Consider the following 13,536-nt stretch of genomic DNA (forward strand, 5'->3'; position numbering starts at 1 on the left):
CTCCCTCACGGTGGGACGTGAGGGAGGACGCCCGGGGATCAGGTCACCTGATCGTCGCGCGACCGGCCTCAGGACTCCCGGAGGGTCTCCCGGGCCTTCTCCACGGAGCGCAGCATCCGCTCGAGCGTGCTGCCGAAGTCGGCCAGCCGGGTGTCGACGTACTCGTCGACCTCGGCGCGCATCCGGTTGACCTCGGCGACGGTCTGCGCGCCCAGCTCGTCGGCGCGGGCGACCGCCCCGCGGTACACCTCGGTCTCGGTGACCAGCCGCTCGTGCTCGGCCTCGGCGGCGGCGATCATCTCCGCCTGCTGCGCCGCGCCGTCGGCGAGCAGCGCCTCGTGGTGGGCGCGCGCCTCGGCGACCAGCCGGTCGGCCTCGGCCTCGGCCTGGGCGAGCAGGTCCTCGGCCTCGGCCCGGGCGCGGGCGAGCAGCTCGTCGCGCTGCCGGCGGGCGGTGCCGAGGACCTCCTCGCGCTGCCGGCGGGCGGCGGCGACCAGCCGGTCGGCCTCCTCGCGGGTGCGCCCGGTGAGCTGCTCGGCCTCGGCCTGGGCCTGCTCGAGGATCTCGGTGCGCTGCTCCACGATCGCGCCGGCGGCGTGCACCTCGTCGGGGAGGTTCTCCCGGAGGTCGTCGAGCAGGTCGAGCAGCTGGTCGCGCGGCACCATGCACGAGCCCGACATGGGCACGCTGCGGGCGCTCTCGATGACCCGGCTGAGCTCGTCGACGGTCTCGTAGAGCCGGTACACGACCTCGGTCACGGCGCGGCGTCCCGCTTGGCCAGCAGCCGGTCGAGGACCGCCTTGGGCACCAGCCGGGAGACGTCGCCGCCGAAGGTGGCGATCTGCTTGACCAGGCTGGAGGACAGGTGGCCGACCTGCGGGGCGGTGGGCACGAACAGCGTCTCGACGCCGGCGAGCTCGCGGTTCATCTGCGCCATCTGCAGCTCGTACTCGAAGTCGCCGACCGCGCGCAGGCCCTTGACCACCACCGGGATGCCGTGGCTGCGGCAGTAGTCGACGAGCAGGCCGCTGAAGCTGTCGACGACGACGTTGGGCAGCTCGGCGACCGCGTCGCGCAGCAGGTCCATCCGCTCGTCGACGCTGAACAGCCCGGCCTTGCCGGGGTTGACCAGGACGGCGACCACGAGCTCGTCGTACAGCGCGGCGGCCCTCGTGATGACGTCGACGTGGCCGTTGGTGACCGGGTCGAACGACCCGGGACAGACCGCTCGCCTCACGGCAGCCGACCGTACCGGAGCAGCGCCTCCCCGTAGCGGCGGTCGCGGATCCCGGCGAGGGGTGTCGGCCACTCCCACGGCTCCTCGCGGGCCGGCCGCTCCGCGACGACGACCGCCCCCGGGGCCAGCCACTCCCCCGCGACCAGCGCCTCCAGCACGCCGCGCACCTGTGCGGCGGGGACGGCGTAGGGCGGGTCGGCGAGCACCAGGTCGAAGCGCTCCGGCGGCCGGCCCGCGACGACGGCGGGCACCGAGCCCGTGACCACCCGCGCACCGGGCAGCCCGACGGCGGCGACGTTGGCGCGCAGCACCGGCAGCACCCGCGGGCCGTTCTCGACGAGGACGACCCGGGCCGCGCCGCGGGAGAGCGCCTCCAGGCCGAGGGCCCCGGAGCCGGCGTAGAGGTCGAGCACGGTGGCGCCGTCGAGGTCGAGCAGCGTGCCGAGGCTGTTGAACAGCCCCTCGCGGGCGCGGTCGCCGGTGGGCCGCACGCCGCTGGGCGGCACCTTCAGCCGCCGCCCGCGGGCCGCGCCGGCGATGATCCGGGTCACGCCTTCTCGAGGTAGCCGGCCCGCTCGTCGGTGGCCAGCGCGGCGACCTCGGCGGCCAGCCCGGGGTGGTCGGCGAGCCCGCGGTCGGTGGCGAGCAGCGCGGTGGCCTCGGCGCGGGCGGCGGCGATGAGCTCCTCGTCCTCGAGCAGGGACAGCAGCTTGACCGTCGAGCGCCGGCCGGACTGGGCGGCACCGAGGACGTCGCCCTCCCGGCGGGTCTCGAGGTCCACGCGGGCGAGCTCGAAGCCGTCGGAGGTGCCGGCGACCGCGGCCAGCCGCTGCCCGGTCGCCGTCGACCCGCGGACCTCGGTGACCAGCAGGCACAGCCCGCGGTGCTCGCCGCGGGCCACCCGGCCGCGCAGCTGGTGCAGCTGGCTGACCCCGAACCGGTCGGCGTCCATGACGACCATCACCGTGGCGTTGGGCACGTCGACGCCGACCTCCACGACGGTGGTGGCGACCAGGACGTCGACCTCGCGGGCGGCGAAGGCCCGCATGGTCGCCTCCTTGGCCTCGGGCGTCATGCGGCCGTGCAGCACCGCCAGCCGCAGCCCGGCGAGCGGTCCCTCGCCCAGCGCCTCGGCGACGTCGAGGACGGCCAGCGGCGGGCGCCGGTCGCCGTCGCCGCCGCCCTCCTGCGGGGCGTCGGCCTCGTCGGGCTCGTCCTCGCTGCCGGCGTCCTCGTCGCCGATCCGCGGGCAGACGACGTAGGCCTGGCGCCCGGCGGCCACCTCCTCGCGCAGCCGCTCCCACGCGCGGTCGAGCCAGGCGGGCTTGTCGCTGACCGGCACCACCGAGCTGGCGACGCCGCCGCGGCCGCCGGGCAGCTGGCGCAGGGTCGAGGTCTCCAGGTCGCCGTAGACGGTCATGGCGACGGTGCGCGGGATCGGGGTGGCCGTCATGACCAGCACGTGCGGCGGGCGGTTGCCCTTGGCGCGCAGCGCGTCACGCTGCTCGACGCCGAACCGGTGCTGCTCGTCGACGACGACCAGGCCGAGGTCGGCGAAGTCGACGCCCTGCTGCAGCAGCGCGTGCGTGCCGACGACGATGCCGGCGCTGCCGTCGGCCACCGCGGCGCGGGCCTCGCGGCGGGCCGCGGCCTTGAGCGAGCCGGTGAGCAGCACGACCCGCGTCCCGGCGGGGTCGCCGTCGAGCTCCCCGGCGCGGGCGAGCGGGCCGAGCATGGCGCCGATGCTGCGGGCGTGCTGCGCGGCGAGCACCTCGGTGGGGGCCAGCAGCGCGGCCTGACCGCCGGCGTCGACGACCTGCGCCATCGCCCGCAGCGCGACCACGGTCTTGCCCGACCCGACCTCGCCCTGCAGCAGGCGGTGCATCGGGGTGTCGCGGGCGAGCTCCGCGGCCAGCTCCTCGCCCACGTCGCGCTGGCCCTCGGTGAGCGCGAACGGCAGCGCGGCGTCGACGGCGTCGAGCAGCCCGCCGGGACGGCGCGGGCGCGCGGTGCCCGGCTCCAGGGCGGCCGCGCGGCGGCGGGCGCCCAGGACGAGCTGGAGGGTGATCGCCTCGTCCCACTTGAGCCGGTCCTGGGCGCGCTCGACGTCGTCGGCCGTGGTGGGCCGGTGGATGTCGAGCAGCGCGGCCGGGAGGCTCAGCAGCCCGTGCCGGGCGCGCAGGTCCTCGGGCAGCGGGTCCTCGACGAAGCCGAACCCGCCGGCCGCGTCGAGCAGCAGCTTCACCGACTTCTGGAGCACCCAGCTGGAGACGTCCTTGCTCGCCGGGTAGATCGGGATGAGCGCGCGCGCCCAGTCCTCGTCGTCGTCGCCGCTGATGAGGTGGAAGTCCGGGTGGGCGAACTGCTTGGACCGGCGGTACTCCCCCACCGTGCCGGCGAACAGTCCCCAGGCGCCTTGCTCGAGCTTCCCGAACTTCCGGTTGAAGAAGACCAGCTGCATCTCACCGGCGCCGTCGCCGACGGTGACCTCGGTGAGCGTGCCGGGCCGGTTGCGCATCTTCCGGCTGGTCACCCGCCGGACCTGGGCGAGCACGGTCACCCTGTCGCCGACCTGCAGGTCGTCGAGGCGGGTCATCTCGCCGCGGCGGGCGTAGCGGCGCGGGTAGTGGCGCAGCAGGTCGCGGACGGTGCGCAGGTCCAGCGACTCGGCCATCGCCTTGGCCGTCTTGGCGCCGAGGACCCGGGACAGCTCGGTGTCGAGGGTGACGGCCACTCACTCCACCCCGATCTGCAGCGGGATCGCGGCCCCGCCCTCGTAGCGCACGACCTCGACGGTGGGGTGCGCGGCGGCCAGGTGCGCGCAGGCGGCGTCGCCGAGCGCGGGGTTAGGGCCGACCAGCAGCGTGGCCATCTCCCCGCCGGCCGAGAGCAGCCGGTCGAGCAGGTCGCAGGCGACGGCGGCGAGCTCCCGGCCCACGACCACGACGTCGCCCTCCGCCGCGCCCAGCACGTCGCCGGGACGGCAGGGGCCGGCGCTGGTCAGTGCCTCCTGCTCGGCGACGGTGACCTCGGCCCAGCGGGTGGCGGCCGCGGCCTCGGCCATGCCGATGACGTCGTCGCCGAACCGGCGGGCGGGGTCGGCGACGGCGACGGCGGCCAGCCCCTGCACCGGCGACCGGGTGGGCACGACGGCGACCTCCCGGCCGAGCTCGCGGGCCCGCTCGGCGGCGCGGGAGGCGGCGCGGGTCAGCGCGGGGTCGTTGGGCAGCACGACCACCTCGGCGGCCGAGCACGCGACCACCTCGGCGAGCACCTCGTCGGCAGTGACGCCGGCGGGCCCGCAGGGGACCGCGCGCACGCCCACGGCGGCGAACAGCCGGGCCGGCCCCTCGCCGGGGACGACGGCGACGACCGCCCGGCGGCCGGGCACCGGCGGGGGCGGGAGCACGGGGGCGAGCGGGGTGACGCTGATGCCGTGCGGCCGGCCGGCCTCGATGCCGGCCTCGATGGCGGCGCCGATGTCGCTGGTGTGCACGTGCACGTTCCACTGCCGGCCGGACGGGGTGTCGACGCCGACCACGACCAGGCTGTCGCCGAGGGCAGCCAGGCGGCTCTGCAGCACGGCGACCGCGGCGTCGTCGGCGTCGGCGAGCAGGTACTGCACCTCGCTGCCGGGGCCGGCCGGGGGCTGCGCCGGGACCGCGGCCGGGTCGGCGGGGCGGGACCGGCGCGGCACCAGCGGAGGGCGGGCCGGCTCGACGCCGGTGACGGTGGTGACCAGCGCGTCGAGCACCACGCACAGGCCCGCGCCGCCCGCGTCGACCACGCCGGCGTCACGCAGCACGTCGAGCTGGGCGGGGGTGGCCTCCAGCGCCGTCCGCGCGCCGTCGGCGGCCGCGGTGACGACGTCGGCCAGGCCGGTGCGCTGCTCCGCGACGGCGGTGACCGCGGCCTCGGCGCCGGCGCGGGCGACGGTGAGGAAGGTGCCCTCCTCGGGGTCGGCGACCGCCGAGTAGGCGCCCTCGGCGGCCTTCTGCAGCGCGGCGGCGAGGGAGGGCCCGTCGGCGGGTCCGGCGTCGGCGAGCTGGTCGGACAGGCCGCGCAGCAGCTGGGCGAGGATGGTGCCGCTGTTGCCGCGGGCGCCCAGGACCGCGCCGCGGGACAGCGCGGCCCAGGCCGGCTCGGCGCCCTCGCCGTGGTCGTCCAGCGCGGCGAGGGCCGCCTGCGCGGTGAGCAGCATGTTGGTGCCGGTGTCGCCGTCGGGCACGGGGAAGACGTTGAGCTCGTCGAGCCGGTCGCGGGCCGCGGACAGCGCCGCGACCGCGGTGCGGCACCACTGTCCGACCGCGGCGTCGTCGAGCGCCTGCAGCACGGCCGGAGGGTACCCAGGGACGCCGACGGTGCGGCCCCGGCGACGGCGACCGGAGGGCTCGGCGGCGTCCGCGCGCCCGAGCGGTTAGGATGGACGACGGTCTCGCGGTCGCCGTCGGCGCACCGCCGTCTTTCGAGCGATTCTCTGGGAGTGATCCACCGTGGCTGCCGTGTGCGATGTCTGTGGCAAGGGGCCCGGTTTCGGTATGTCGGTGTCGCACTCGCACCGCCGCACGCCGCGCCGTTGGAACCCGAACATCCAGTCGGTGCGGGCGCTCGTCGCCCCCGGCACCCGCAAGCGGATCAACGCCTGCACCTCGTGCATCCGCGCGGGCAAGGTCGTCCGCGCCTAGTCGGAGCGCCCGCTCCAGCATCTCGCCAGGACCCCGGAGGTCGCCGACCTCCGGGGTCCTTCGCGTGCGCGCCCGGGTCAGGCCCGGGTGGTGCCCTTCGCGCGGGCGGCGGTGACCACCAGGTCCACGACCGCCGGCAGCGGCAGCGCCGTCCCGTCGACGACGAGGTGGTAGTGCCGCGCCGCCGCCGGGTCGCACCGGTAGTAGTGGCGCACGTAGGCCTCGCGGGTGCGGTCGTTGGCCTCCATCTCCTGCCGCAGTTCGTCCTCGGGCCGGCCGTAGCGCTCGACCGCCGCCCGCAGCCGCGCCTCCGGCGGGCCGTCGAGCCGCACGTGCAGCACGTCGGGCCGGTCCCGCAGCACCATCGCGCCGGCGCGGCCGAGGACCACGCCGCCGGCGCCGTCGGCGATCTCGCGCAGCACCCGCTCGGTCTGCTCGCGGTAGGCCCGCTCGTCGGGCTCCCCCGTCGTCGGCATGACGCCGCCCACCGGGTCGGGCATCGCCCCGAGCGAGGCGACCAGGCGCCACAGCCCGCGGACGACGCGCTCGTCGTTGGCCTCGGCGTCGTCCCGGGACACCCCCAGCCGGCCGGCGACCTGCGCCGGGATCGCCCGGTCGTGGAAGGCCAGCCCGAGCCGCTCGGCGACGGCGGCGCCCACCTCCGGGCCACCCGCCCCGTACGAGGCGGAGATCGTCACGACGCCCACGGCCGCTCCTCTCCCGCCGGGGCCCGTCCCAGGTCCCTGCCCAGGAACACCGCGCCCGGCTCACCGGCGTAGATGCCGTACCCCGGGACGGGCCGGTAGCCCATCGCCGCGTACAACGCGAGCGCCTCGGGCTGGCGGTCCCCGGAGTTGAGCACCACCGACCGGTACCCCGCGTCGCGGGCGGAGTCCTCCAGCGCCCGCACCAGCACCTGCGCCAGGCCCAGCCGGCGGAACGCGGGGTCGACGTAGACCCGCTTGACCTCGACGACGCCAGGGGGGTCCTCCTCGGTGTGCCGGCGCCATGCGCCGCACCCGGCGGGCCGGCCGCCCACCTCGGCCACGAGGAACAGCCCGGCCGGCGGCACGAACTCGGCGGGGTCGACGACGGCGCCGTCGGGCCCGCCGTACCGGTCGACGTACTCCTGCTGCACCCGGGCCACGAGGTCGCGCGCAACCGGGTCGTCGTAGGGCACCGCGCGCAGCCGGGCCACCGACCCGTCGCGCAGCCGGTGCTCAGCCGAAGTGGACATGCCCGGTCCTCCCCGCTCCCACGGCCAGCGCGACGTCGGCCGCCGGCTCGCCGCTCACCGTCACCCCGGGGGCGCCCTCCCGGACCTCCCCGACCACCGCCCAGCCCCCCGGCAGCACGGTGCCCGGCGGGAAGGTGGCCAGCAGCGCGTGGTCCTCGCCGCCGGTGAGGACCCAGGCCAGCGGGTCGGCGCCGAGCGCGGCCGCCACCTGCTGCAGCGGGCCCGGCGGCTCGAGCATCGTGCGCACCAGCGCCGCCCGGTCGACGTCGACGACCACACCGCTGTCGGCCGCGAGGTGCCCGGCGTCGGCGAGCAGCCCGTCGCTGACGTCGCACATGGCGGTGGCACCGGCGTCGGCCGCCGCCGGGCCGGCGGCGTAGGGCGGGCTGGGCCGCCGGTGCGCGGTGACCGCGGCCAGCGGGCTGCTGAAGCCGCGGCGCAGCACGGCCAGCCCGCAGGCCGACCAGCCGAGCCGCCCGGCCACCGCCAGGAGGTCGCCGGGACGGGCGCCCGAGCGCAGCACCGGCGCGCGCCCGCCGAGGTCACCCAGCGCGGTGACCGACAGCACGACCGCACCGCTGCCGGGGGCCGAGGCCACGGTGTCCCCGCCGACCACGGCGGCGCCCAGCGGCGCGCACTCGGCGGCCATGCCGGCGGCCACCCCCTCCAGCCACGACGTCGGGGTGTCGGCCGGGCAGGCGAGGCCGACCAGCAGCGCGGTGGCGGTGCCGCCCATCGCGGCGACGTCGGCGAGGTTCGCGGCCGCGGCCTTGTGGCCCACGTCCTCCGCGGAGGACCAGTCGCGGCGGAAGTGCCGCCCCTCGACCAGCACGTCGGTGGTGGCGACCACCCGCCCGTCGGGCACCCGCAGCACCGCCGCGTCGTCACCCGGGCCGACGTCGGCCACCGCGGCCGACCCGGCGCGGGCCACGACCCGGGCGATCACGCCGAACTCGCCGACCACCCGCACGGTGTCGGCGAGGTCGCCGCGACCGGTCAGCGGTCGGGGCCGTGTCACCGGTGCCCTCCCCCTGCTGCGGTAGGTTGCGGGCGAGTCCACCAGCCGGGGCCGGGGAGCCGCCGGACGTGCTGCCCGAGGAAGGTCGTTCCGTGGTCCACGCCTACATCCTGATCCAGACCGAAGTCGGCAAGGCCGCCCAGGTGGCCACGACGATCGCCGAGATCGCCGGGGTGACGAAGGCCGAGGACGTCACCGGCCCCTACGACGTGATCGTCCGCGCCGAGGCCGAGACCGTCGACGAGCTCGGCCGGCTGGTCGTGGCCAGGGTGCAGTCGGTCGACGGGATCACCCGCACGCTGACCTGCCCCGTCGTCCACATCTGAGCCGCTGAGCGAGCACTTCCCCGCCGAGGACGCGCCCCGCGACGGGGAGCCCGCGCCCGCCCCCGTCCGCCCCGACCCGCTGCGCCGGCTGGCCCTGCTCAGCGTGGCCGTCGTCGTCCCGGTGCTCGTCGTGCTCGTGCTGGTGCGGGTCCTCGGGGACGGCGACGACGCGGGCGGCGGGGACGACGGCTCCCCCGTGGCCGACGTGAGCGGCTCCGGCGAGCAGCGCGAGGACCTGCCGGTGCTGCCGGTCGACGTCCCGCCGCCGACCCCCGAGGCCGACGCGAACTGCCCGGCGCTGATGGGCGCGCTGCCGCTGGACCTGCTCGGCGAGCCCGCGCGCCTGGTCGACTCCGACACGCCCTACGCCGCCGCCTGGGGCGACCCCGCCGTCGTGCTGGTGTGCGGCGTGCCGCAGCCGGAGGGCCTGGTCCCCGGCGAGGGCCTGTTCACCATCAACGGCATCACCTGGTTCGTCGACCAGTCCGACCCGGACGCCACCGTGTGGACCGCGGTCGACCGGGTCGTGTACGTGCAGGTGAGCCTGCCGCCCGACGTCGACAGCGCCCCGGTGACGGCGCTCAGCGACGTCCTCGGCGCCACGCTCGCGCCCCGCTGAGCCGGCTCAGGCCGGGGGCAGCTCGGCCAGCTGGGCGAGCACCACGTCGCGCGCCTGCTCGGTGGCCGCCTGCTCGCTGTCGGCCACGACGGTCACCGCGACGCTGAACGCGCCGTGCCCGCACCAGGCGAAGGCGGTGGGCCCGGCCAGGCCGGTCTCGGGGTCGGCCTCGGGCACGGTGAGCGTGCTGCAGCCGACGGGCAGGTCGTCGGGATCGTGGCTGAGCACGCCGTCGTAGACCTCGGCGTCGTTGCCGGCGAGGTCGCGGGCGTAGGTGCTCGCGCCGCCGTGGTCGTCGAACTGGTCGAGGAAGACGCTGGTCAACGGGCCGGTGGTGGAGCCCCAGAACCGCTCCCAGCCGTAGCGGTAGCCGTAGTCGCGCAGCACCGTCCGCTCCCGCTGCGGGTCCTCGGCGTAGGAGGCGACGTCGTCGACGGTCTTCGCACCGGCGGGGGGCTGCAGGTCCCCGTCGGGGATCCGCGGCAGGCCGGAGGGGACCTCGGTGAGCACCAGGTCGCCGAGCTCCTCGGCCGACCCCGGCGTCGGCGAGGCCGGGCTCGCGGTGGCGGTACCGGCCTCGGTGGGGGTGCAGCCGGCCAGCGCGAGCGCCCCGGCCAGCAGCGCGGCCGCCGGCGCGCCGGAGGTCACCGGGGGGCCGGCCGGCCCGCCCGCGCCAGCGCGGAGGCGACCAGCCGGTCGACCAGCTCGGGGTAGGACACCCCGCTGGCCGCCCACATCCGCGGGTACATCGAGATCGGCGTGAAGCCGGGCATGGTGTTGACCTCGTTGACCACCAGGCGGTCGGCGCCGTCGGGGCCGGCGGCGAGGAAGAAGTCGACCCGCGCCAGGCCCTCGCAGTCCAGGGCGCGGTAGGCCCGGCAGGAGGCCTCCTGCACCGCCCGGGTCTGCTCGGGGGTCAGGTCGGCCGGGACGTCGAACTCGACGGCGTCCTCGAGGTACTTGGCGCTGAAGTCGTACCAGTCGGTGCCGGGCCGCAGCCGGATCTCGGCGGGGAGGCTGGCCTCGGGCGGCCCGCCGTCGGGGCCGGCGAGCACCCCGCACTCGATCTCCCGGCCGGGGACGGCGGCCTCGACGACGACCTTCGGGTCGACGGCGGCCGCGGTGGCCACCGCCTCCGGGAACTGCGCCCAGTCGGTGACCTTGGTGATGCCGATGCTCGACCCGGCGCGCGAGGGCTTGACGAACACCGGCAGCCCGAGGCGCTCGCGGTCGGCCGCGGTGAGCACGTCGGGGTCGGGGCGGACCGCGCCGCCGGCGTCGCGCAGGACCACGTGGTCGCCCTGGGGCAGCCCGGCGGAGGCGAGGAGCTTCTTGGTGAACTCCTTGTCCATCGAGGCGGCGCTGGCGAACACGCCCGACCCGACGTAGGGCAGCCCGCTCGTCTCGAGCAGCCCCTGCACGGTGCCGTCCTCGCCGTAGGCGCCGTGCAGGACGGGGAAGACGACGTCGACCTCGGTGAGCGCCGGCCCGATCGCGACCGTGGGCTCGAGCACGGCCAGTCCTCGTGCGGCCGGGTCGCCGACCAGCGACACCGCCGTCCCGCCGGTGACCTCGGGGAGCTGCCCGTCGGTGATCGCCAGGCGCTGGCCGGCCTCGGGGAGCACCCACCGGCCGTCGCGGGCGATGCCGACCGGCACGACCTCGTAGCGCTCCGGGTCCAGGGCGGCGATCACGCTCCCCGCCGAGATGCAGGAGATGGCGTGCTCGGCGCTGCGCCCTCCGAACACGACCGCGACGCGCACCCTGCCTGTCCCGCTCATCGCGGCCGACCCTAGTCGACGCCCCCGCCCCTCCCGCGGCTGCCGCGGGGGTTCCGGCCCGCCGGGTGTGGGAACCTCCTCGCGATGCGGGAGAACGCGGCCCCTCCGGTGGACCCCCGGCCTCCGGCGGCGACGGCGCACGAGGGGGATCCCGGTACACCTCGCCATCCGCTGTCCCTGCGGCTGGCCGGTGCCGCGGTGCACGCCTACACGGCCCTGGGCTCGGTGCTGGCGCTGCTGGTCGTGCTCGCCGCGGTCGAGGGCGAGGCGGTCACCGCGCTGTGGATCGGGCTGGCCGCGCTGGTCGTCGACGGCACCGACGGGATGCTCGCCCGGCGCGCGCGGGTCAAGGAGACGATCCCCTGGTTCGACGGCGCCCTGCTCGACAACATCGTCGACTACCTGACCTACGTCTTCGCCCCCGTGGTGCTGCTGTGGACCACCGGCGCCCTCCCGCACGGCCCGCTGGGCTGGCTGCTCGCCGCGCTGCCGCTGCTGGCCTCCAGCTACCAGTTCTGCCGGGTCGACGCGAAGACCGACGACCACACCTTCCTGGGCTTCCCGAGCTACTGGAACGTCGTCGCCTTCTACGTCGTCGTCCTCGACGTGCCGCAGCCCGTGGTCGCCACCGCGCTCGTCGTCTTCTCGGTCCTGGTGTTCGTCCCGGTGCGCTACCTCTACCCCTCGCGCACCGAGGCGCTGTGGCCGGTGAGCATGGGCCTGACCGTGGTGTGGCTGGTGACCTACGGCGTCCTGCTGCTGCAGTACCCCGACCCGCACCCGGTCGTGGTGGTGCTCTCGTTCGCCTACGTCGTCTACTACCTGGCCTTCAGCGGCTGGCTGACCGCCCGCGCCGCCCACCGCCGGCGCAAGGCGGCCCGCGCCGCGGCCTGACCCCGCCGGGAGCGGGCGGTGCCGCGGTGATGTGCGCCCGCGGCACATCGCGGGCGCAGGACGCACCGGAAGCGCACACCACCCCGGCGGCCCGGGCTCAGAAGGGCGCGCGCACGACCAGCTCGACGTTGCGGTCGGCGGGCGTGCCGGCCAGCGCCGAGCCCAGCCCCGTCCCGGGCACGTTGGCCGCCAGCTCGCGGTGCAGCGAGGCCAGCGCGGCCGGCTCCCGCGAGGCCGGGTCGCCGGCCTCCGGCGGCCGGGCCGGGCTGCCGTGGTCGACCATCGTGCAGACCAGCGACAGCGTGCCGTCGCCGTTGTCGAGGACCTCGACCAGCCGGGCCTGACCGGGCCAGTCGACGACGGCGCAGGTGGCCACCTCCCACAGCCCGCGGCCGGGCTGGGCGGGGTGCGCCCACGCCCGCACGGCGCTGACGTGGGTGTGCCCGTTGAGCCACAGCACGACGTTCGGCCAGCGGTGCAGCAGCCGGAGCAGCTCGGGGGCGCCGAGCGCGTCGTCACCGGCCACGGGGCGGCCGCCGAGGGCGTCGGAGCGGGTCAGGGTGCTCGAGCCGTGGTGGGACAGGAGCACCACGAGCCGGTCGGCGTTGCCGGTGGCCACCCGCGTGCCGTCCGGGCCGGGCGCCGACGACGACACCTCCCGCAGCCGCTCCTCCAGCCACCGCGCCTGGACGGCGTCGACCGAGCCGGCCGCACCGCCGGTGACCCGGGTGGTGTCCAGGCAGACGACCCGCACGCCGGGCACGCCGTCCCAGGCGTAGTAGGCGGTGCCGGCGCGCAGGTTCTCCTCGGTGAACCCGTGCCCGGCCGGCTGCCCGCCGTCGGCGAGATGGGCGGCGACGAAGGCGCGGCGGTCGATGAACCGGCGGTCGGCCACCGGGGTGACCGGCCGGGAGACGGCGGTGGTGAAGACCTCCGAGGAGTGCGTGAACAGCGCCAGCGCGTCCTCCAGCGGCACCGCCGGGTCGACGTCGACCGGCTTGCGCCCGGCCTCGAGCACCGCGGCCAGGGCGGGCGTGGGCACACCGACGCCCTGGATGAGTGCCTCGTGGTTGCCGTGGCAGCCCAGCCACGGCGCCCGCAGCCCCTCGGCGGCGAACGCCGCGAACGCCGCGTCCAGCAGACCCGGCCGAGCCGGGAAGCCGAACCGCTCGCGGTACAGCCCGCCGTCGTCGTCGGGCCGCCAGAACAGGTCGTGCGGCCAGCCGGAGGCCTGCACGCCGTCGTAGGCGGTCAGCCCCGCCCCCGGGTGGACCGCTCCCCCACGCAACACGGCCAGGAACAGCTCCAGCTCGTTCCACTGGGCGTTGTCGATGGCGTCGCCGGTGGTGACCACCAGCTGCAGCGGCTCCCCGGTGCGCGGGGCGCCGGCCAGGCCGTTGAGGGTGCGCACCAGCGCGTCGACGGCGTGCGCGGTCAGCGCCTCCTGCGGCCGGTGCATCGGCACCAGCGCGCGCATGCGCGGATCGGCCTCGAAGCGGTGGAAGAACTCGAACCGCGCCGGGGAGCAGACGTCGGCCAGCTGCAGGTCGGTGACGTGCGCCAGGCACGCCAGCGCCCGCACGCCCCGCCGCGGCGGCTGCCAGGTCGGGCCGACCAGGTCCCGGCGGACGCGGTGCGGCTCCCCCGCGGCCCACGCCAGGGCCCGGTAGGCGCCCTCGCGCCCGTGGTGGAGCACCGGGCCGCCGGCCAGGACGCGGTCGAGGGTGGTGCGGCTCATC

The 13,536-nt window shown here is 76.9% G+C and carries 15 protein-coding genes; 4 read left to right on the plus strand and 11 right to left on the minus strand.

The window, feature by feature from the left end; genetic code table 11:
• Positions 1-68 precede the first annotated feature (68 nt).
• The 5 genes from ACI78U_RS11790 to ACI78U_RS11810 are packed head-to-tail and all read right to left on the minus strand — an operon-like array spanning position 69 to position 5,570.
• A complete protein-coding gene (locus ACI78U_RS11790; protein ID WP_456875503.1) occupies positions 69-758 on the minus strand; it encodes a hypothetical protein in 690 nt (229 codons plus the stop codon).
• Positions 755-1,237, minus strand: coding sequence for a pantetheine-phosphate adenylyltransferase (coaD, locus tag ACI78U_RS11795; protein WP_456875504.1), 483 nt, complete (start codon positions 1,235-1,237; stop codon positions 755-757). Before coaD ends, ACI78U_RS11790 begins: the two co-directional genes overlap by 4 nt.
• Positions 1,234-1,788, minus strand: a complete 555-nt coding sequence (gene rsmD, locus ACI78U_RS11800) for a 16S rRNA (guanine(966)-N(2))-methyltransferase RsmD (protein WP_456875505.1) — start codon at positions 1,786-1,788, stop codon at positions 1,234-1,236. Before rsmD ends, coaD begins: the two co-directional genes overlap by 4 nt.
• Positions 1,785-3,971 (minus strand): ATP-dependent DNA helicase RecG, encoded by a 2,187-nt coding sequence (gene recG / locus ACI78U_RS11805; protein WP_456875506.1) that lies wholly within the window; start codon positions 3,969-3,971, stop codon positions 1,785-1,787. The genes rsmD and recG overlap by 4 nt, the downstream gene beginning before the upstream one ends.
• Complete coding sequence (locus ACI78U_RS11810; protein ID WP_456875507.1) at positions 3,972-5,570, minus strand: DAK2 domain-containing protein; 1,599 nt, start codon at positions 5,568-5,570, stop codon at positions 3,972-3,974.
• Between the two features lie 169 nt (positions 5,571-5,739).
• Between ACI78U_RS11810 and rpmB the strand changes: the two genes are divergently transcribed.
• Positions 5,740-5,922, plus strand: coding sequence for a 50S ribosomal protein L28 (gene rpmB / locus ACI78U_RS11815; protein ID WP_456875508.1), 183 nt, complete (start codon positions 5,740-5,742; stop codon positions 5,920-5,922).
• Positions 5,923-5,999: 77 nt separating this feature from the next.
• Here the strand turns inward: rpmB and ACI78U_RS11820 are convergent, their stop codons facing one another.
• From ACI78U_RS11820 to ACI78U_RS11830, 3 genes are read right to left on the minus strand one after another with little or no spacing between them, the layout of a single operon-like run.
• Positions 6,000-6,629 (minus strand): cytidylate kinase-like family protein, encoded by a 630-nt coding sequence (locus tag ACI78U_RS11820; protein ID WP_456875509.1) that lies wholly within the window; start codon positions 6,627-6,629, stop codon positions 6,000-6,002.
• A complete protein-coding gene (locus ACI78U_RS11825) occupies positions 6,617-7,159 on the minus strand; it encodes a GNAT family N-acetyltransferase (RefSeq protein WP_456875510.1) in 543 nt (180 codons plus the stop codon). The genes ACI78U_RS11820 and ACI78U_RS11825 overlap by 13 nt, the downstream gene beginning before the upstream one ends.
• On the minus strand, positions 7,143-8,177 hold the full coding sequence (locus ACI78U_RS11830; protein WP_456875511.1) for a thiamine-phosphate kinase: 1,035 nt from the start codon (positions 8,175-8,177) through the stop codon (positions 7,143-7,145). Before ACI78U_RS11830 ends, ACI78U_RS11825 begins: the two co-directional genes overlap by 17 nt.
• A gap of 68 nt (positions 8,178-8,245) precedes the next feature.
• On the opposite strand from ACI78U_RS11830, the gene ACI78U_RS11835 reads away from it, so the two are divergent.
• Both ACI78U_RS11835 and ACI78U_RS11840 read left to right on the plus strand, forming a co-directional pair.
• Positions 8,246-8,503: an Lrp/AsnC ligand binding domain-containing protein gene (locus ACI78U_RS11835; protein ID WP_456875512.1), complete on the plus strand. Its 258-nt coding sequence runs from the start codon at positions 8,246-8,248 to the stop codon at positions 8,501-8,503.
• A gap of 103 nt (positions 8,504-8,606) precedes the next feature.
• Positions 8,607-9,122: a DUF3515 domain-containing protein gene (locus ACI78U_RS11840; protein WP_456875513.1), complete on the plus strand. Its 516-nt coding sequence runs from the start codon at positions 8,607-8,609 to the stop codon at positions 9,120-9,122.
• 6 nt (positions 9,123-9,128) lie between these two features.
• Here the strand turns inward: ACI78U_RS11840 and ACI78U_RS11845 are convergent, their stop codons facing one another.
• Both ACI78U_RS11845 and ACI78U_RS11850 read right to left on the minus strand, forming a co-directional pair.
• On the minus strand, positions 9,129-9,770 hold the full coding sequence (locus ACI78U_RS11845) for a hypothetical protein (protein WP_456875514.1): 642 nt from the start codon (positions 9,768-9,770) through the stop codon (positions 9,129-9,131).
• Positions 9,767-10,903, minus strand: a complete 1,137-nt coding sequence (locus ACI78U_RS11850; RefSeq protein ID WP_456875515.1) for a D-alanine--D-alanine ligase family protein — start codon at positions 10,901-10,903, stop codon at positions 9,767-9,769. The genes ACI78U_RS11845 and ACI78U_RS11850 overlap by 4 nt, the downstream gene beginning before the upstream one ends.
• An 84-nt stretch (positions 10,904-10,987) precedes the next feature.
• Here ACI78U_RS11850 and ACI78U_RS11855 point away from each other — a divergent pair, with 84 nt between their 5' ends.
• Complete coding sequence (locus ACI78U_RS11855) at positions 10,988-11,797, plus strand: CDP-alcohol phosphatidyltransferase family protein (RefSeq protein ID WP_456875516.1); 810 nt, start codon at positions 10,988-10,990, stop codon at positions 11,795-11,797.
• 97 nt (positions 11,798-11,894) lie between these two features.
• Here the strand turns inward: ACI78U_RS11855 and ACI78U_RS11860 are convergent, their stop codons facing one another.
• A complete protein-coding gene (locus ACI78U_RS11860; protein ID WP_456875517.1) occupies positions 11,895-13,535 on the minus strand; it encodes a TIGR03767 family metallophosphoesterase in 1,641 nt (546 codons plus the stop codon).
• Position 13,536 lies beyond the last annotated feature (1 nt).

The sequence above is a fragment of the Geodermatophilus sp. SYSU D00710 genome (assembly GCF_054050195.1).

Excerpts from the sequence above, each read along its gene's own strand:
- ACI78U_RS11825 (WP_456875510.1), bottom strand. The coding sequence starts at position 7,159 with ATGTCCACTTCGGCTGAGCACCGGCTGCGCGACGGGTCGGTGGCCCGG.
- ACI78U_RS11850 (WP_456875515.1), bottom strand. The coding sequence starts at position 10,903 with ATGAGCGGGACAGGCAGGGTGCGCGTCGCGGTCGTGTTCGGAGGGCGC.
- ACI78U_RS11855 (WP_456875516.1), top strand. The coding sequence starts at position 10,988 with ATGCGGGAGAACGCGGCCCCTCCGGTGGACCCCCGGCCTCCGGCGGCG.
- ACI78U_RS11860 (WP_456875517.1), bottom strand. The coding sequence starts at position 13,535 with ATGAGCCGCACCACCCTCGACCGCGTCCTGGCCGGCGGCCCGGTGCTC.